We start from the raw sequence: 18,789 nt of genomic DNA, 5'->3' as shown, positions 1-18,789 counted from the left end.
CCCAATTCATTTAAGAAGGTTAACTATGAAAAAGACATTACTTGCTCTGGCATTACTGGGTGCCTCTTCAACCGCGATGGCGGATTCATGGATCTATGGCGGTGCGTCAGTAGGTCAGTCTGACTACGAAGGTAAGAACGGTACTGCGTATTCACTGCATGCAGGCACGGGCATTCTGCCATTTATTGGTTTAGAAGCGGGCTATGTGGATCACGGTGATTTTGATCTTGGTGCAAGCCAAGAGCTTTCAGCAACCTCACTGTACTTCGCAGTAAAACCAAGCATTGATTTCGGCCCACTGCACGTTTACGCCAAAGGCGGCCTGCACTCATGGGATAAAGAGATCAACGGTGGCAAAATCGATGATGGTATCGATATTATGTATGGCATCGGTGCGGAATATTTCATCATGGGTCCCGTTTCTGTTGGCGCAAGCTACATGAACTACACCATGGGTAGCACTGATGTAGGCACACTTTCTTTCAACGCCACTTTCCACTTCCTGTAATTCAGTATTTGCGTGTTGAAATAGTGTAAAGAGCCAGCGACCTGCTGGCTTTTTTATCTGCGAAACTTCCTGTTTTCTACCTCTGGCGTCATGAAAAATGTTTGAAGTGTACCGCAAATTGCCAGTCTTTGGCCCTGCCTATGCTAGGGCTAAGTCAGCTTAAAGATTACAGTCCATAAGGTTATTTACCCATATCAATAAAGGTACTTACCTATGACAGGCTGTCATCTCAATGGTCAATGGCGATTAACCTCTCCACAACGACCAGAACTTTCGATTCCCATGACTCTCCCAGGTGACAATGTCACGGCTTTATTGGCAACGCATTGTATTCCAGATCCTTATTGGGGAGGCAATGAAGCGCAAGTGCGCTGGATTGAAGAGGTGGACTGGCAAATAAGTCGAGAAATCATTGTTGATGAAACCTTACTGAGTGCTAAGCAACTGTGGTTAACCCTCACACGAGTGGATACGTTCGCCTCACTGTACATCAATGAGGTGTTCGCCTTGGAGTGCAGTAATCAGTTTGCCGGTTATGAGCTGGATATTAAGCCGTATTTGACATTGGGCAGTAACACTCTGCGTATGCTTTTCCATCGAGTGCTGCCTGAAGCCGAGAAAAGAGCCGCTGCATTACCTTTTCCTATTCCTTCCGCTATGGGTAATAATCAGTTACCGCATATGAATTTGGTGCGCAAAACGCAATGTCACTCAGGGTGGGACTGGGGGTTGTGTTTAATGGTTTCTGGGATTTACGACCCGATCCTATTGCTGCCGATTAACCACACACGATTAAAACAGTTGGCGACAGAGCAGCGCTGGCAAAGTGATGGCAGTGTGATTGTGACGTTGGCAGTAGAGGTGGAAACTGAACTGGCTGCAAACTTGACGTTCACCATGGCCGATCAACAGCAAACGCTGGTCGCAGAACATAATGGTTGGGTGCAGTGCGAGTTTTTGATTGGGCAACCAAAGCGTTGGTGGCCAAACGGATTGGGCGAGCCGCATTTGTATGATGTGAGCGTGGCCAGCGCCGAGCAAACTTTGCAGCGCAACATCGGGTTACGCCAACTTGAGCTGAATACCGCAGCCGATGAACGCGGCTCTGCCATGGAGTTTATAATCAACGGTTTTCCCATGATGGCGAAAGGCGCGAACTGGATTCCACTTGATGCAATGCCCGCTCGTGAAAATGAAGCTCGCTATCGACAGAGGTTGCAAAGCGCGGTAGAGGCCAACATGAACATGATCCGCGTGTGGGGCGGTGGGCAATACGAGAGTGACACCTTTTACAACTTGTGTGATGAACTCGGGTTACTGGTTTGGCAAGACATGATGTTTGCTTGTTCGCTTTACCCGAGCCATGCGGATTTCCTGCGCGAAGTCGAACAAGAGCTGCGTTGGCAGATCCCAAGGCTGCGCGAGCATCCCTGCGTTGCGCTTTGGTGTGGTGATAACGAAGTGATTGGCGCGATTGGTTGGTATGACGAATCCAAACAGAACCGTATCAAATACACGGTCAATTACGATCGCTTAAATCGCAAGATCGCGGAAGTGATTGAATCGCTCGATGTGGAACGCGCCTTCTGGCCAAGCTCGCCTTGTAATGGTGAACTCGATTTCGGTGATGCATGGCATGATGACAATAAAGGCGATATGCACTTTTGGGATGTGTGGCACTCTGGCAAGCCTTTTAGCGCGTATCGTTCAGTGAATCCACGATTCTGTTCTGAGTTTGGTTTCCAATCTTGGCCCTCCCTTGCGGAAGTGAAAACCTTTACGCCAGAGCACGATTTCAACATCACTTCGCAGACCTTTGAACAGCACCAGAAAAATCCGCGCGGTAACAGCATCATCACCGAGATGTTTACTCGTTATTTCCGTTTTCCAACCGGATTTGAACAGATGCTGTATCTGAGCCAAGTGCAGCAAGCCATGGCCATCAAAACCGCGGTGGAACACTGGCGGGCGATTTCGCCGGTTTGTCGCGGCATTCTGTATTGGCAGCTCAATGATTTGTGGCCTGTGAGTTCTTGGTCGAGCATTGAATACAGTGGCCGTTGGAAACAGTTGCACTATCACGCGAAGCGCTTCTTTGCGCCGCAGTATCTGGTGTTTTCAGAGCATAGCGGTGTCCTGACCTTGCACGGTTTAAACGATAATCGTGAACCGGAGGAAATAGAAGGGCGAATTTGCTTGATAAACTGGCAAGGTGAAGTGGTTGAACAGTGGCCGCTCAGCGCGACGTTATTACCTAATCACAACCATGCGTTGTGGCAAAAAAGCGCATCTTTGAATTTAGGGCACGACGTTTTTTTGTGGGTTGATGCGATCATCAAAAACCGTGGTGAGCGATTACAGAATACTTATTTTGGTACAGAAGAACTGAAATCTTTGCCGATGGAAAATGCCAAAATCGAGGTGCAGCAAGCTGGGCGATGGATCACGTTAAGTAGCGACAAGCCTGCTTTTTATGTGCACTTGGAGTGTGAGGGGGGCGGGCGGTTTAGTGATTCGAGCTTCACCTTGTTACCGGGACAAAATGTCACCGTGGAGTATTTGGGAGACGATGTGCATACACTGGCAAATTCGCTGCGGATTTATCATCTCAATGTATAAAGCTTGGCTCATTTGAACGAGTACCGCCTGATCTGCGTAGAGAGGCTGAGTACAATGCTCAAAATCTGCAACGTGGGAAAACCTAAAAAGCGCGCACACATTGATTATCAGAATCAATGTGTTGCCGTGTTGCATTGGTTGAGTTTTTGCTTTCTGGCTGTATTGACTTACAGCCCCCTACCGAGATCACAGAAACCTGAAAACCAAGAGGCAAACGTTTGCAATTTGTGAGCATTCTCTTACTATCGCGGCAATCAAATCTATCCTGTTGCAAGGAAAATAACATGTTGAAACCCAATTTAATCGCTGCTGCTATTGCCGGTATGAGCCTGTTTTCCTCTATCAGTTATGCTAAACAAACAGCGGATCTGATGATTACTGACGCTATGGTGCTCACCATGAATGGCGATAAAACCGTATATCAGAATGGCACTGTGGTGGTGCAAGAAAACAAAATCATTGCGGTGGGGGATGCTGAATTAGCTAAGCAATATCAAGCCAAGCAGGTGCTGGATGTGGATGGCGATATCGTGATGCCGGGTCTTATCAATACCCATACACACGTTTCGATGACGGTGTTCCGCTCTTTGGGTGATGATGTACCCGACCGTCTGCATCGTTACATCTTCCCGCTAGAATCGAAATTGGTGTCGCGCGATATGGTACGCATTGGTGCGAACTTAGGTAACGTGGAAATGCTCAAAGGCGGCGTGACCACTTATGCCGACATGTATTATTTCGAAGATGAAGTGGCGAAAACCGTGGATCAAATTGGGATGCGCGCGGTATTAGGCCAAAGCGTGATTCAATTTCCGGTTGCTGATGCAAAAAATGCCAATGAAGGTATTCAGTACGCACTGAACTTTATCGAACAGTATAAAAATCATCCGCGCATTACCCCAGCGTTTGCGCCGCACGCGCCATACACCAATACCACAGAAACCTTGCAAAAAATCGCCAAGCTCTCTTTAGAGAAGCAAGTGCCAGTGCTGATCCATTTAGCGGAATCTGACCGAGAGCAAGAAAAAATTGCCGAGCGTTCGAATGGCTTGTCTCCGGTACAGTACATGCATGATATCGGTGCGTTAAACGCCAACTTGGTTGGGGCGCATATGATTTTGATCGATGACAAAGACATCGAGCTGGTGAAAAAGTCAGATATGGGCGTAGCGCACAATATGAGTGCTAACACCAAGTCAGCCAAAGGCGTGTCGCCAGCCCTGAAAATGTACGACCAGAATGTGCGTATCGGTTTAGGTACGGATGGCCCTATGTCGGGCAACACGCTGAGCACAATAGATGAATTCAACCAAGTAGCGAAAGTGCATAAGTTGGTTAATCAGGATCGCGCCGCGATGCCACCACTAAAAGTGATTGATATGGCAACCATGGGCGCCGCCAGAGCGCTGCACATGGAAGACAAAATCGGCTCTCTAGAAGTGGGCAAACTCGCGGATATCATAGTGATTGATACCAAAGCGCCGAACATGGTGCCGATTTATAACCCTTATTCGGCATTGGTTTATTCGGCAAACAGCGGCAATGTTCGCCATGCCGTGATTGATGGCAAATTGGTGATGCAAGATCGCGCCATCAACACCGTCAATGAAGAGCAAATCCGTCAAGAAGCGCTCGCTTTCACAGAAATTGTTCGTAAGAGCGTGCTGGATTCAGGCGAAGAGATCCGCTAACTGCGTGAAAGTAGCATAGAAAATAACAATTTCTGCTAGAGATAAGAAAAGGCTTGCGGTAGTATCGCCGGCCTTTTTTCGTTCAAGAGTAGGAGTACGCAAATGTTCATCGGGTTTGATTACGGCACGGCTAACTGTTCGGTGGCCAGTATGCAGGACGATAATCCAGTGCTGATCCCTCTTGAGCGTGACAGCCTTTATATTCCTTCCACATTGGCGGCGCCGACTCGTGATTCGGTGCCTGAGCACCTGTTTCGTCATCGCCAGATTTCACCGGCTGATGCACTGGGCGAGCAATTGCTGCGCCGCTCGGTAGCTGCGAATCGTGATGAAGGTATCGACTTGCAGTTTGATGATGTGGTGTTTGGTCAGGCGGCGCTCGATCTCTATCTGTCCGATCCGCATGAAGTGTATTACGTCAAATCGCCAAAATCTTTTTTAGGGGCGATGGGGCTGCACGACATTCAACTGAGCTTTTTTGAAGATCTAGTGTGCGCCATGATGGCTAACATCAAAGCCCAAGCAGAAGCTCGCTCCAACGCAGTGATCAATGATGCGGTAATCGGTCGTCCGGTTAACTTCCACGGCCGAGGCGGGGAAGACTCTAACCGTCAGGCAGAAAATATTCTGCGCCGCGCAGCCACGCGAGCTGGGTTTCGCCACCTTGAGTTTCAGTTTGAGCCAGTGGCCGCAGGGCTTGAGTACGAAGCGACACTGACCGAAGACAAAACTGTGTTGGTGGTGGATATCGGCGGTGGTACGACAGACTGCTCGCTTATTCAAATGGGGCCTTCTTGGCGGGGTAAAGCGGATCGTACGCAAAGCCTTATTGCGCATACCGGTCAACGAGTGGGCGGTAACGATCTTGATATCCATCTTGCCTTTAAACAGTTGATGACGCCCTTTGGTTTTGGCAGTCAAATGCTCAGTGGGCTAGACATGCCGATCACCCAATTCTGGAACCCGATTGCGATTAACGATGTTAGCGCGCAGGTGAAATTCTTCTCACGTGAAAATCTGGTGGATTTAAAACGTCTGCACAAAGAAGCGCGTGAACCAGAAAAGCTGGCGCGTTTGCTCGCGGTGTACCACGATACTTTGGGCTACAGCTTGGTCAAGAAAGCCGAAGAAGCGAAAATTGCGCTGTCGGATGTGGCGCAGGTGACTGCGCAAATCAAAGTGCTATCCGATCTGCTAGAAGTCGAAATTCAACGTGAAGCCATGATTGAAGCGATTGACGTGCCAAAAACCAAGATGATTGAACTGGTTACGGAAGCCGTCACCTTGGGTGGCGTGACACCGGACGTGATCTTTATGACCGGCGGTAGCGCGCGTTCACCAATTTTACGTGCTGGTGTTGAGCAGGCGCTGCCGAATGTGCCAGTGGTTAGCGGTAACTATTTTGGCTCAGTCACCGCGGGGCTTGCACGTTGGGCGCAGGTTTGTTTCCGTTAAGGCTTATACCAGTAGCTGAATGCCACTCGTGACCAATGTGTCATCATATAATCAATCAAAGCTTGAGTTCGTTCAGGCAAAAAGCGCCGCTGAGGGTGGATCAAGTACACATCGGCGCCTTCAATTTCCCATTCGGGAAGTAACTCGACCAGTTGCCCCTCATTCAGTAGGGGCTCCATCAGACCTCTAGGCAGCCTTGCGATTCCCATGCCTTGCCTCGTTGCTTGCACTATGGTGTCCAACTCATCTGAACATAAACGAGCGGTTGGGATAAATTGCGCTTTTTGCCCTGAGATTCTGTGGTGGAAAACCCATGGCAGCTTATGGTTGAGGCTTAGAAGTGGCAGAGCATTTAACTGTTCGGGATGAGCCAAGGATGGTTGATTTTCTGAGAGCTTGGCGGCAAACACAGCGCTGGCACAGAGTACCGATGGATTACGTGCCAGCTTACGAGCAACCCAATCAGATTCCGGCTGTGGCCCAAAGCGCAACACAATATCCAGATCTTTTTGCGTGAAATAGTCGAGGCTGGAGGCAACCTGCATACGCAATGTGACATTCGGATGCAGTTCAGAAAACTCTAACGCCAGTGGTGTGAGTTGGTGACGTAATGGCAGTACTGGAGCGCTGATCACTATCTCACCGCGATAATCTCGTTTCGCTTGTTCTGTCTGATCTTGCTTAAGTTCAATCTGCGTAAACAAATCTGCATACGTATGAAACAGTTGTTCGCCTTCTTTGGTCAATACTAGCTCTTTACTGCTGCGGATCAGTAAAATGCTGCCGGTATCTTGTTCAAGTTGCTGGATGCGACGACTGAGTGTGCTCGTTGACATGGATTTTTGCTTGGCCGCTAAAGCAAAGCTGCCACAACGAACAACGGTTAAAAACAGTGCCAGATCATCGAGTTTCATGCTCAATCCCATTTTTGCAATTTTGTGTCCCATTCTATCCTATTTTCGGATGGTGGCGATTTGGTTATCTTGTGCGGCAAAGAAACGTTTTGTTACCACTATCGACAACCAAGAGAACTCATGCATTCCGATTCAACGCATTTACCCGCGCCTAATCCGCGCATTATTTTTGCCAGTGTGGCGTTAGTTATCGCCCTTGGCTCACTCGAAAAAAGCATCGTGACCACACCGCTTGCCTTGATAGGGCAAGATCTCTCTGCAGGCAGCGCGTTAACTTGGGTGATTACGGCTTACTTGTTAGCGGCAACCGCCGTATTGCCTGTGTATGGCAAATTGAGCGATCTGTTTGGCCGTGTACGTATGCTGAACATCAGCATTGGTGTTTTTATTGTTGGCTCAGCACTCTGTACGTTTGCTTATGATCTGCCAACCTTGATTGGCGCACGTGTCATTCAAGGGATTGGTGGTGGCGGATTGATTGCGTTGGCTTTTACCGTGATAGCCGATTCGATTCCCGCTCGTGAGGTGGGAAAATATCAAGGCTATATCTCGGCGGTGTATGCGGTTTCCAGTATTGCAGGCCCCTTATTGGGTGGCTATTTTGCCGAACATTTAAGTTGGCGTTGGGTATTTGGTATTAATTTGCCACTGGGGCTTGTGGCACTGTATATGGTGAATCGCCATCTCAAACACCTTAACCAGAAACGCCAAAGCCGTTTTGATTGGTTGGGAGCGGGGCTGTTAATGCTCTTTACTACTTTGCTACTGCTCCAACTCTCTTCTCATTCCTTTCTTCCTACTGGTTGGGGAGCTTTTGCCTTATTGCTCTGCTTGGTTTTGTTGATCTTGGTGGAAAGACACGTCAGTGACCCGATTTTGCCTGCCCGGTTAGCTCGTTTACCTGGGTATTTAACCGCCATTGGTTTGATTATGGCAGCACAAATGTTGATGTTTGCTCTGCTCGTCTACATGCCACTGCAACTGCAATGGCAAAAAGGGCTTTCACCTTCGCAAAGTGGATCGGCGATGGTGATCTTTATGTTCAGTATCACGACTGGCGCCTATCTTGGTGGCAAGTGGGTGGCGCGTTCTGGGCGCTACAAAGCGCTAGTTGTGGGCGGTTTTTTACTTTCAGCATTAGCCATTTGGCAGATTCATTATGACCTTTGGGTACATCTTTCACTGGGTATCGCAGGTTTAGGGCTTGGTTTTACATTGCCTTCACTTGGGGTTGTGGTGCAAAGCGTACTACCAGCTCGTGATCGTGGTATTGGCATGTCGTTGTTTAACTTTGGTCGAGAGTTGGGTGGGGCGCTAGGTGTCGCATTTTGTTCGGCGCTGTTTTATATGCGTGTACCACAAACGGTGACGGTGAGTGAACATGTAAGCCAATCCGCCTCTGCATCTCCAGAAATGCTCGCTCAAGGTTTTAGCTTAGTGTATTTGGGGATGAGTCTATTAGCCTTGCTCGCGATGTTAATGACCGCATGGCGTTTACGCAGTGACGCATTGCAAGCCGAAAAACAGAATAGTGAACACTAAGATAGCCAAGCGCATCTGACTTAGGTAGGATGCGCCTCACATCAGGAAGTGAGGACGACCTCACCGCTCCAATCCAATCTTTTTTGGGGACGACCCCATATATGAGGTCTATATATGGCGTGGTTAATCCTCTTTCTCGCTGGTGTTTGTGAAGTCGTTTGGGCAATTGGCCTGAAATACAGTGAAGGTTTTAGCAAACCGCTCGCTTCTATCGTCACATTATCTGCGTTGGTCATCAGTTTTGTGTTACTCGGGATCGCGTTGCGCACTCTGCCTCTTGGCGTGGCTTACGGCATTTGGGTGGGAATTGGCGCAGTAGGTACCGCAGTCATGGGGATCTTGCTATTCGGGGAAGCGGTGAGCTTGTTTAAACTGATGAGCTTAGCCTTAATCGTTATCGGTATCGCAGGGCTCAAGCTCGCCTCTTAGTCTGTTTTCGCCGCATGCTCTTTCTTTTTGCAGCTGATGCTCAACGTTGTTTCAGCAGGAGTCAGAAAATACTGCATTGTGGAGACGCGCTTGATGTTAGAATCAGCGCAACATTTTAGGCTGCGTCTTTCCAGTCAGCCTGTTTATTATCGATTTAGAGTCTATTTATGCCTTTTTCTCAACTTGGATTAAGTGACGTCCTGACCCAAACTGTGGCGCAACTTGGTTACCAAAAACCGACCCATATTCAAACCCAAGCCATTCCGGTGATCTTGCAAGGTCGTGACCTGATTGCGGCGGCGCAAACGGGCACCGGTAAAACTGCCAGTTTCGTCTTGCCGATTCTGGAGAAGCTCCGTCAGGGACAAACGCAACGTAAGAAGCGCGTTCGCGCACTGATCTTAGTGCCTACGCGTGAACTGGCGATGCAAGTGGCTGAAAAAATTGAGCAATATGGCAAAGACACGGGTTTAAAAAGCCTTGCAGTGTTTGGCGGCGTGGATGAACAGGCTCAAAAGCAGCGTTTGATTGATGGTGTCGATGTGCTAGTGGCAACACCAGGACGTTTGATGGACTTGTATGGTCACGCGCTGTCTATTTTGAAGAAATCGAAATGGTGGTACTTGACGAAGCCGACCGCATGTTGGACATGGGCTTTATTGAGTCGATCAACAAAATCATCGATTGTCTGCCTAGCGAAGTGCAGTTCTTACTGTTCTCCGCGACACTGTCACGTAAAGTGCGCGAGTTAGCCAAAACGGCGGTGAATGATCCATACAAAATCAGTATTGCCGCCAACCAAGCCTCAAAAAGCAATATCAGCCAATGGCTGATCACGGTCGATAAAGACACCAAATCCGCATTGCTGAGCCATTTAATCAATGAACAGCAGTGGGATCAGGCGCTGATTTTTATTGAAACCAAACACGGTGCCGCCAAACTGGTTACGCAATTAGAAAAGCGTGGCATTCAGGCGGAGGCTTTTCACAGTGGCCGTAGCCAAGCGATTCGCGCGCAATTGTTGGAAGATTTTAAGTCAGGAAAAATCAAATACTTGGTCGCAACAGGTGTCGCAGCACGCGGTATTGATATTGACCAACTTTCACGCGTAGTGAATTACGATTTGCCATTCCCAGCCGATGAATATGTCCACCGTATTGGCCGAACGGGACGCGCAGAGGCAGTCGGTGAAGCGATCTCGTTTGTGTCAAAAGACAACTTCAAAAACCTGTGCATGATTGAAAGCCGTTTAGGGCATTTGATTGAACGTCGCGTAGTGGAAGGGTTCGAGCCGAAAAAGCCCGTGCCGATTTCAATTCTTAACTATGTGCCAAAACACAAGCGTGCGCCGCAAGAGCAGTAAGTTAAAAGGAGGAGTGCTTTATGCCACTCCTCCATCACATATTGCCGCCGCACACCCTGTAAAGCTGCAATGCATATGTCTGAAATTTCGTATAGATCAACGAGTTCATCACACAAATCTGGTATAAGGTACCCAGTTTTATGACTAGGTACCCATCATCAATGACCCAATCTCTGAACTTTGAACTTATTCGCGGCCATAACGAAAAACTGGCGAATTTAGGTTGTCTCGCTGAACAAATTCTTCATCTTGACCCCGGCAGCGCCATAACCCGCTTACGTGGGTTCGCCGAAGAAGTGACCAAAGAGATTTATACGATAGATGGGTTGCCTCGCTTGCCTCAAGCATCGTTTATGGAGTTACTCAAAAACGATGCGTTTATTGATGTCACAGAAGCTCGCCTGCGTGACCAACTCCACTTTCTGCGTATTGAAGGCAATGATACGGCCCACGGCAGTCATGGTTCCTTGCCCAAAGCTTATGCCGCCTTGGGTACGGCGCATTCTTTGTCGCAATATTTGGCCATCAATTACTACGGTTTTCACGTCTCAGATCTCCAAGAGCTGCAATATCCAGAACAACCCAATGCGGCCTCTTTAACACAAAAGCAGATGGATAAGGTGCTTGAAGAGAACCTCAAGCAGCAAGAATCCCTGTTGAAAGAGTTGGAAGCCGAACGGAAAAAGCGTGAAGCCGCAGAAAATAAAGCAGAACTAAGTGCAGAAGCACTCAAAACCGCCCGAGCCCGCAGTCAACAAACGGCCAACAGCTTACAGTGGGATGAAGAAACCACGCGCAAACGCTTGATTGATAGCCAGCTAGCCAAAGTAGGGTGGGACATCAACGATCGTGAAAAAGTGGGTATTGAAGTCGAAGTGGGTCATCAGCCGACCCCGACCGGTAAAGGCTATGTCGATTACGTACTGTGGGATGATGATGGTACACCGTTGGCCGTGGTTGAAGCCAAACGAGCGCGTGAAAGCATGCAAAAAGGGCGCGAGCAAGCGCGTTACTATGCCGAGGGCTTAGCTAAAGATCATCACTGCCCAACGCCCATCGTGTTTTACACCAACGGTTATGAAATCTGCATTTGGGATACCAAACAGTACAACACCTATCGCCAAGTATTTGGATTTTATGAAAAAGAAAACCTGCAATTTCTTCAGTTCCAGCACAAATATAAAGACCCAAACTTAGAGCTGCGAAACCCTGACCCCGTGATTGCTGGCCGCCGATACCAGATTGAAGCCATTAAAGCGGTTACCAACCGCTTCCAAGAGCAACGCCGCAAAGCACTGATTGTGCAGGCAACGGGCACAGGCAAAACCCGAGTCTCTATCGCACTGGTCAAACTGCTGCTCGAAGCACGTTGGATCAAGCGCGTGCTGTTTTTATGCGACCGTAAAGAGCTGAGAACGCAAGGCGATGAAGCCTTCAAAGCGTACTTACCGACCGAGCCACGCTGCGTGATTGGTGAAAACAACCAAATCGACACCAACGCCAAAATATACGTGTCGACCTACCCAGGCATGATGAACCGTTTTACCCAGTTGGATGTCGGATTTTTTGACCTCATCATTGCCGATGAATCGCATCGCAGTATTTACAACCGCTACCGCGATATTTTCGATTATTTTGATGCCATGCACGTTGGCCTTACTGCCACACCCGTGAAGTTCATTGCTCGTAACACCTACGATCTGTTTGAGTGTGAAAACGGCGACCCTACCTTCAACTTCGATTTGGCGGAAGCCATTTCCCATGAGCCGCGTTACCTCAACCCATTCCGTGTTAAAGAGTTCACTACGGAATTTTTGCGTGAAGGTATTCACTACAAAGATCTCAGCCCAGAGCAGCAGCGCCAGTTAGAAGAAGATCTCGGCGAAGAAGAAGCCAAAAACACCACCATCAAGGGCAAAGACATAGGCAAAAAAATCTTCAGTGAAACCACCGATCTGGCGATTCTCGAAAACCTGATGGAAAACGGCATCAAAGACGCCACCCATTCACTGGTGGGCAAAACCATCATCTTTGCGCAAAATCAGGCGCACGCTGAGCAACTGGAAAAACTGTTCTGCCAGCACTATCCGCAGCACGGTGCCAAAGTGTGTAAAGTGATCCACAACAAGGTGGATCGCCCAGAAGCGCGCATTCAAGAATTCAAAGAAGGCAGTAACGATTTTCGCATCGCCATTTCGGTCGACATGCTCGACACCGGCATTGATGTGCCGGAAATCGTCAACCTCGTGTTTGCTCGCCCAGTCAAATCTTGGGTGAAATTTTGGCAGATGATAGGTCGCGGCACACGCTTGTGCGCAAACCTGTTCGGCCTTGGCAAAGACAAAGAAGAATTTTTGATCTTCGATCACTACGGCAACTTCGCGTATTTTGAAGAAGAGTATGTCGAAGCCGATATTGGTCAAAGCCGATCCCTGTTGCAAACCGTGTTTGACGCGCGGTTGGCGTTAGTTGATGAAGCGCAAAAAAGAGTCAACATTGCCGCGTTTGAGCTCGCTTGCGCCCAATTGAAAGCGGATATTTGCGATCTGCCGGATGATGCCATCGCCGTGCGCCGAGAATTGCGCCACGTAAAACAGCTGCAAGAAACCGACATGCTGCTGGAAATGAACGGAGCCACTCGCCATTTATTGGCCAGCAAAATCTCGCCATTGATGAGTCAGCGCACCCTAAAAGACAAAGATGCCTCCATGCTGGATCGCCTCATGGCTCAAATTCAAACCGCGCACCTTTCCGGTAGCGGCGAGATAGAAAACCTCAAAACCGAACTGGTTCAACGCATGCAAAAACTGGCGGTGACCATCTCCCATGTGCGCAGCCAAAGCAATGAAATAGCCCTCGTACAAACCGCTCAGTATTGGGAAAACTTGTCGATAGAGAGCATGGAAAACACACGCAAAAACTTGCGCGGCATTATGAAGTACAAAAAAAGCGAAAGTACGCTTTACCAAACCACACCCGTAACCACCACCCAAGATGGCAATGTGATTGCCGAAAATCGCCCAGTTCGCATTGGTGCTGATGAAGCTTTGGCATATCGCAAACGTTTGAAAGACATCTTGGACGCCATGCTAGCAACCGATCCTGTACTGCAAAAAATCCATCAAAATCAGCCAGTCACACCAGAAGAGTTAAAATCGCTGACATCTACCGTATTAACTCAGCATCCCGGTGTCAGCATCGAGGCCTTGAATGCATTTTACGGTCGCACGCAAGAAGAGCTTGGGGAAACACTGGTGCAACTAGTGGGGTTAGATCCGGTTGCCGTGAGCGAGTTGTTTACCGCCTTTATTCAAGCCAACCCACTTACGTGGAAGCAAACTCGGTTTATCAACCAACTCAACCTTGTGATTTGCCAACGCGGCCGCATCAAAATGGAGGAGCTGTATGAAGGCCCATTTGAAAAGCTGACCGATGGCGAAGGGCTTGATATTTTCTCGGATGCCAATGCCGAGCAAGTACAAGCACTTATCCAGCCTTTCTTATTACCAAATTGAGATTGAGCGAACCAAGAGTGATTGAGTGCTGAGAAACTGACCAGTTAAGGGTTTTTATAAGGTTACGCACCGCGCTTTACAGGGTAAAATCGCGCCCAATTTAGAGAACATTTTTTGATGGCGTGTAAGCACCACTTAGCACGCCTTTTCTATTTCAACCGACCGCCAGCATTTTAGGCGGTCGAACGCCAATAAAGAGACCCGCATGTTAACAGGCCAACTGAGAAACGATATCGACAAACTATGGGAAAAGTTTTGGACGGGTGGCGTGACCAACCCCCTAGTGGTGATTGAGCAAATCAGCTACCTGATGTTTGCCCGCATGTTAGATATGCAAGAAACCGCCGCCGAGCGCAAAGCCAAACGCACCGGTCTGCCGTTTCAAAGCCAGTTTCCCGCAACGCCAGAAGGGCAGTTACTGCGTTGGCAAAACTTTAACCATATGTCGGGCGCGGAACTCTTGCCGCACCTACGCAACAACGTATTCCCACACTTTGCCAAGGTGGAGTTGAACGGCTCAGACATTGCCCATTTTATGGCCGATGCCGATGTGGAAGTGCGCAGTGAATCGGTACTGCGTGCCGCGGTAGATATGGTCAACGACCTACCGCTGGATAAAAGCGATGTGAAAGGGGACATCTACGAATACCTGCTGAGTAAACTCTCCTCCGCCGGCATTAACGGCCAGTTCCGAACCCCGCGCCACATCATTGATATGATGGTAGAGATGATCGATGTACAGCCGACCGATGTGATTTGTGATCCCGCCTGTGGTACCGCAGGTTTCCTGTCACGCTCCATGGAATACCTCACGCGCACCCACACCAGTGCGGAAAGTATTTACCAAGATGAAGACGGCAACCCCGTGTACACCGGTGATTTGCTGCACGAGTACCAAGACCACATCAACACCAAGATGTTCTGGGGTTTTGATTTTGATAACACCATGCTGCGCGTTTCGGCGATGAACATGCTGCTGCATGGGGTGAGTGCGGCCAACATCACTTACCAAGACAGCCTCAATAAAAGCTTTTTAGGTCAGCCGCAGGAAGAGAACTTCTTCGATAAAATTCTCGCCAACCCGCCGTTTAAAGGCAGTTTGGATGAGCAATCGGTCAACCCGAAAGTATTGTCGATGGTCAAAACCAAGAAAACCGAGCTGCTGTTTGTTGCGCTTATCCTGCGCATGCTCAAACTCGGCGGCCGCAGCGCAACCATAGTGCCGGATGGTGTGTTATTCGGTAGCTCTAGCGCCCACCAAGATCTGCGTAAAACCTTGATTGATCACAACCAACTGGAAGCGATGATTTCGCTGCCCAGCGGGGTGTTTAAACCCTATGCTGGGGTTTCGACCGGTATTTTGATTTTCACCAAAGGCGGCAGCACCGATAACGTCCTGTTTTACGACATGACCGCCGATGGCTACTCGTTAGATGACAAGCGCAACCCAATCAAAGATAACGATATTCCCGATGCACTGGCCAAATGGAAGCGCTACAACGCGCTGTACCAAGCCAACGACCAACAAGCGCTAAAAGCCGAATTTGGCGATAAAACCCAAAAAGCCTTTATGGTTTCAGCAGACGAAATCAAAGCGCAGAAATACGATCTTTCCATCAACCGCTACAAAGAAGTGGTCTATCAAGAAGAAAGCTATGAAGACCCGAAAGTGATTCTAGGTAAACTGAAAGCGTTAGAAAGCGAAATTCTAGTTGATCTAAATGAGCTGGAGGGGATGCTATGAGTTGGCCGATGGTATCGATCAAATCAGTAGCTAAGGTTACGACAGGTAAAACCCCATCAAAGAAAGTAGAGGAATATTTCGGCGGTCATATCCCATTTATTTCACCAGTAGAACTTGGAAGCGCACAGTTCGTTTCGCCTGCGAAGCAAACCTTGACGGAAGCTGGTGCTGCTCAGATAAAACTCGTACCCAAGAATTCTGTTTTGGTATGTTGTATTGGTTCATTAGGTAAACTCGCAATAGCTGATCAAACACTTGCTACAAATCAACAGATCAACTCAGTTACTTTTGATGAAAAGTTAGTTTTCCCTAAATATGGATATTATGCACTTTCTCGACTTAAGCCGATTTTAGAATCAATTGCTCCAGCTACGACTGTGGCTATAGTTAGCAAGTCAAAGTTTGAAGAGCTTGAAATCCCACTCCCCCCACTCGAAGAACAAAAACGCATTGCTGCGATTCTCGATAAAGCCGATGCGATTCGCCAAAAACGCAAACAAGCCATAACTCTCGCCGACGAGTTCCTGCGCAGCGTGTTTTTGGAGATGTTTGGTGATCCAGTGACTAACCCGAAAGGGTGGTCACGAAAAGAGATAAAAGAAGGTGTATCTAGAATTACTTCAGGTTGGAGTGCAAAGGGCGATAGTCGTCCTTGTGGCCAAGGGGAAGTTGGAGTTCTAAAAATTAGCGCAGTAACCTCAGGAGAGTTCAAACCTAAAGAAAACAAGTTTGTAGAGAAACATATTATTCCTGAAGGAAAGAATCTTATTTTCCCTAAAAAGGGTGACTTACTTTTTAGTCGAGCAAATACTCGTGAGTTAGTCGCAGCAACGTGTATTGTTCCAAAAGATTGTGATGATGTGTTTTTACCAGATAAGCTTTGGAATATTGAACTGTCTTCCGAAGAACTCATGCCTGAATATTTTCATATGCTATTGCAAGACGATAAATTCAAAGAAACATTAACATCACAAGCAACAGGTTCGAGCGGTTCAATGCTGAATATTTCAAAGCAGAAATTCGAAACGACTCTAGCTCCTTTTGCTCCAATAGACTTGCAGATGAAGTTTAAAAATATTTATTGGCATCTCAAAGATAATGCAGCCAATATGAAGAATTCTGAAGATTACTTGATCGAGCAATTTAACGCTCTCTCCCAAAAAGCCTTTTCCGGCCAACTCTAAACTAAGAACACCAGATTCACACCCTCTGCGCCTTGGCATTCACCAAAGCGCAGGGGAAAGTGGAAGCTTTTCTTATTAGGCTAGGTAACGTTGAGTCAGGTGAGCTTTGAAAAACTCTGGGTTTAAACGCTCACCCGTAGCCTGCGTGACCAACTCATCAGTGGTCAGCGTAGAGCCTTTCGACCAAATATTTTCAGACAACCAAGAGAATATTGGCGAGAGATCGCCGCGGCGAATTGCGCCATCCACATCCACGGTTTTCTTCATGGCCGCCATAAATTGCGCAGCATACATGGCACCTAAGGTGTAGCTTGGGAAGTAACCAAAGCTGCCATCGGTCCAGTGAATATCCTGCATACACCCATTTTGGTCGTTGCCTTTGGTGCTTAGGCCTAAATAAGCCTGCATTTTTTGATCCCAAAGTTCTGGCACATCAGTGTGTTTGATTTTGCCGTTCATCAAATCCCGTTCGATTTCAAAACGCAGGATCACATGGGCTGGGTAGGTGAGCTCATCGGCATCGACGCGGATAAAATCTTTCTGCACGCGCGTGTAAAGTTTTTGAATATTCTCAATGCGGAATACAGGATCGTTCATCGCCGAAAAATGGTTGCCTGCCAGTTCAGCGAGATGAGCAATAAACGCTGGGCTACGGCCCACTTGCATCTCAAAGAACAGAGATTGTGATTCATGAATGCCCATCGAACGCGCTTCGCCAGCCGGAGTACCAGCCAAATGCTTAGGTAAACCTTGCTCGTAACGCGCATGGCCAGTTTCATGCACAATGCCCATCAGCGATTGTACAAACTCGCTTTCGTTGTAGCGTGTGGTAATGCGCACATCACTTGGCACGCCGCCACAGAAGGGGTGCACACTTTCATCAAGTCGGCCGTGGTTAAAATCAAATTGCAGCAGCTTCATTACATCCAGCCCCAGCGCTTTTTGGCTTTCAGCAGGATAGTGACCTTTAGGTGCGATAAAGCTTTCGCTACTCTGCTTTCCAATCACCACGTCAATTAAGTTGGGTAGCCAAGTTTTCACATCACTAAATACGCGATTGAGCTGTTGGGTTGTTGTGCCCGGCTCATAAAGATCCAGCATCGCATCGTAAGGGGTTTTCCCAGTTGCTTCGGCACGAATTTGCGCTTCTTCTTGAGAAAGCTTGACCACTTCCGCCCAGTTTTTCTCAAAACCGGCCCAATCGTTATTTTTTCGTTGGCTACGCCAAGCGTGTTCACATTTGGAGCCAGCTAGGGATTGCGCTTCGACTAAGGCTTCAGGCAGAACCGTCGCTTGTTGCCATTGGCGCTTCATTTCGCGCAGGGCGGCTTGCTGCTCGGTATTGAGCGCTTCGCTTTCTGCTTGCGCAAACCAATCGGCCAACTGTGGCTGAGTCATTAAACCGTGAATATGCACAGAAAGCTCCGCTATAGCTTGCGAGCGCGCTTCTGCACCGCCACTGGGCATTACGGCGGCTTGATCCCAGCCGACAATAGATGACAAATGATTGAAGTTGGAAATTTTTTTAGAATGTTTTACCAATTTATTGAATGCATTCATGGAAATAGCCTTCCGTGACGTTAAATGAAAGTGAAGTGTATCAATCAGGAAGTCCATAACCAAGTGATGAGAAGCGCGTTTTTTCATCAAGATGAATCTTGCCCACCAAGCAAGATCTTGCTCAAGTACAGGCAGTTTTTTGCTTTATTGATGGAGATAATTGAATAACACATTGATTTTTAATGGTGAGCAAGTTGGCATCGACCTTGCTCCTTATCTGGCGACGGTGCGCTTAGCGCGTTAACGCTTTCATTATTTAATGATT

The 18,789-nt window shown here is 48.1% G+C and carries 11 protein-coding genes and 1 pseudogene; 10 read left to right on the top strand and 2 right to left on the bottom strand.

Features of this window, described 5'->3' with window-relative positions; all coding sequences use genetic code 11:
- Positions 1 to 25: 25 nt before the first annotated feature.
- The 4 genes from VOA_RS05180 to yegD all read left to right on the top strand — a co-directional run bounded on the left by VOA_RS05180 (position 26) and on the right by yegD (position 6,273).
- On the top strand, positions 26 to 508 hold the full coding sequence (locus VOA_RS05180) for an outer membrane beta-barrel protein (RefSeq protein WP_000751964.1): 483 nt from the start codon (positions 26 to 28) through the stop codon (positions 506 to 508).
- 213 nt (positions 509 to 721) lie between these two features.
- Positions 722 to 3,127 (top strand): beta-mannosidase, encoded by a 2,406-nt coding sequence (locus VOA_RS05185; RefSeq protein ID WP_000145293.1) that lies wholly within the window; start codon positions 722 to 724, stop codon positions 3,125 to 3,127.
- A gap of 284 nt (positions 3,128 to 3,411) precedes the next feature.
- The gene (locus VOA_RS05190) at positions 3,412 to 4,818 is read left to right on the top strand and encodes an amidohydrolase (RefSeq protein WP_000917458.1); all 1,407 of its coding nucleotides are present in this window, start codon (positions 3,412 to 3,414) and stop codon (positions 4,816 to 4,818) included.
- A gap of 102 nt (positions 4,819 to 4,920) precedes the next feature.
- A complete protein-coding gene (yegD, locus tag VOA_RS05195; protein ID WP_000469644.1) occupies positions 4,921 to 6,273 on the top strand; it encodes a molecular chaperone in 1,353 nt (450 codons plus the stop codon).
- Here yegD and VOA_RS05200 read toward each other — a convergent pair.
- Positions 6,270 to 7,220, bottom strand: coding sequence for a LysR family transcriptional regulator (locus tag VOA_RS05200; RefSeq protein ID WP_000509881.1), 951 nt, complete (start codon positions 7,218 to 7,220; stop codon positions 6,270 to 6,272). The two genes, yegD and VOA_RS05200, sit on opposite strands and share 4 nt — an antisense overlap.
- 87 nt (positions 7,221 to 7,307) lie before the next feature.
- Between VOA_RS05200 and VOA_RS05205 the strand changes: the two genes are divergently transcribed.
- The 6 genes and pseudogenes from VOA_RS05205 (at position 7,308) to VOA_RS05225 (ending at position 16,964) form a co-directional block, all read left to right on the top strand.
- The gene (locus VOA_RS05205; RefSeq protein WP_000555332.1) at positions 7,308 to 8,729 is read left to right on the top strand and encodes an MDR family MFS transporter; all 1,422 of its coding nucleotides are present in this window, start codon (positions 7,308 to 7,310) and stop codon (positions 8,727 to 8,729) included.
- A gap of 114 nt (positions 8,730 to 8,843) precedes the next feature.
- Complete coding sequence (gene sugE / locus VOA_RS05210; protein WP_000312392.1) at positions 8,844 to 9,158, top strand: quaternary ammonium compound efflux SMR transporter SugE; 315 nt, start codon at positions 8,844 to 8,846, stop codon at positions 9,156 to 9,158.
- Positions 9,159 to 9,325: 167 nt separating this feature from the next.
- Positions 9,326 to 10,521: pseudogene (locus VOA_RS0118500) on the top strand (DEAD/DEAH box helicase).
- A 140-nt stretch (positions 10,522 to 10,661) separates the two neighbouring features.
- A complete protein-coding gene (locus VOA_RS05215) occupies positions 10,662 to 14,036 on the top strand; it encodes a DEAD/DEAH box helicase family protein (protein WP_156794488.1) in 3,375 nt (1,124 codons plus the stop codon).
- Positions 14,037 to 14,241: 205 nt separating this feature from the next.
- Positions 14,242 to 15,780 (top strand): type I restriction-modification system subunit M, encoded by a 1,539-nt coding sequence (locus tag VOA_RS05220; RefSeq protein WP_000955292.1) that lies wholly within the window; start codon positions 14,242 to 14,244, stop codon positions 15,778 to 15,780.
- Positions 15,777 to 16,964 carry a restriction endonuclease subunit S gene (locus VOA_RS05225; protein WP_000118786.1) on the top strand — a complete coding sequence of 396 codons (1,188 nt, stop codon included), beginning with the start codon at positions 15,777 to 15,779 and terminating at the stop codon, positions 16,962 to 16,964. Before VOA_RS05220 ends, VOA_RS05225 begins: the two co-directional genes overlap by 4 nt.
- Before the next feature lie 75 nt (positions 16,965 to 17,039).
- On the opposite strand, the gene VOA_RS05230 is transcribed toward VOA_RS05225, so the two are convergent.
- A complete protein-coding gene (locus tag VOA_RS05230) occupies positions 17,040 to 18,524 on the bottom strand; it encodes a carboxypeptidase M32 (protein WP_000991026.1) in 1,485 nt (494 codons plus the stop codon).
- Positions 18,525 to 18,789 lie beyond the last annotated feature (265 nt).

Source organism: Vibrio sp. RC586 (assembly GCF_000176715.1).
Classification (GTDB): domain Bacteria; phylum Pseudomonadota; class Gammaproteobacteria; order Enterobacterales; family Vibrionaceae; genus Vibrio.
The sequence above is the reverse complement of the archived record's forward strand: the minus strand, read 5'-3'. Positions and strand labels throughout refer to the sequence as shown.

What these genes read in the sequence shown, in the direction of transcription:
- VOA_RS05180 (WP_000751964.1), top strand. Translation starts at nt 26, where the DNA reads ATGAAAAAGACATTACTTGCTCTGGCATTACTGGGTGCCTCTTCAACC.
- VOA_RS05185 (WP_000145293.1), top strand. Translation starts at nt 722, where the DNA reads ATGACAGGCTGTCATCTCAATGGTCAATGGCGATTAACCTCTCCACAA.
- VOA_RS05190 (WP_000917458.1), top strand. Translation starts at nt 3,412, where the DNA reads ATGTTGAAACCCAATTTAATCGCTGCTGCTATTGCCGGTATGAGCCTG.
- yegD (WP_000469644.1), top strand. Translation starts at nt 4,921, where the DNA reads ATGTTCATCGGGTTTGATTACGGCACGGCTAACTGTTCGGTGGCCAGT.
- VOA_RS05200 (WP_000509881.1), bottom strand. Translation starts at nt 7,220, where the DNA reads ATGGGACACAAAATTGCAAAAATGGGATTGAGCATGAAACTCGATGAT.
- VOA_RS05205 (WP_000555332.1), top strand. Translation starts at nt 7,308, where the DNA reads ATGCATTCCGATTCAACGCATTTACCCGCGCCTAATCCGCGCATTATT.
- sugE (WP_000312392.1), top strand. Translation starts at nt 8,844, where the DNA reads ATGGCGTGGTTAATCCTCTTTCTCGCTGGTGTTTGTGAAGTCGTTTGG.
- VOA_RS05215 (WP_156794488.1), top strand. Translation starts at nt 10,662, where the DNA reads ATGACTAGGTACCCATCATCAATGACCCAATCTCTGAACTTTGAACTT.
- VOA_RS05220 (WP_000955292.1), top strand. Translation starts at nt 14,242, where the DNA reads ATGTTAACAGGCCAACTGAGAAACGATATCGACAAACTATGGGAAAAG.
- VOA_RS05225 (WP_000118786.1), top strand. Translation starts at nt 15,777, where the DNA reads ATGAGTTGGCCGATGGTATCGATCAAATCAGTAGCTAAGGTTACGACA.
- VOA_RS05230 (WP_000991026.1), bottom strand. Translation starts at nt 18,524, where the DNA reads ATGAATGCATTCAATAAATTGGTAAAACATTCTAAAAAAATTTCCAAC.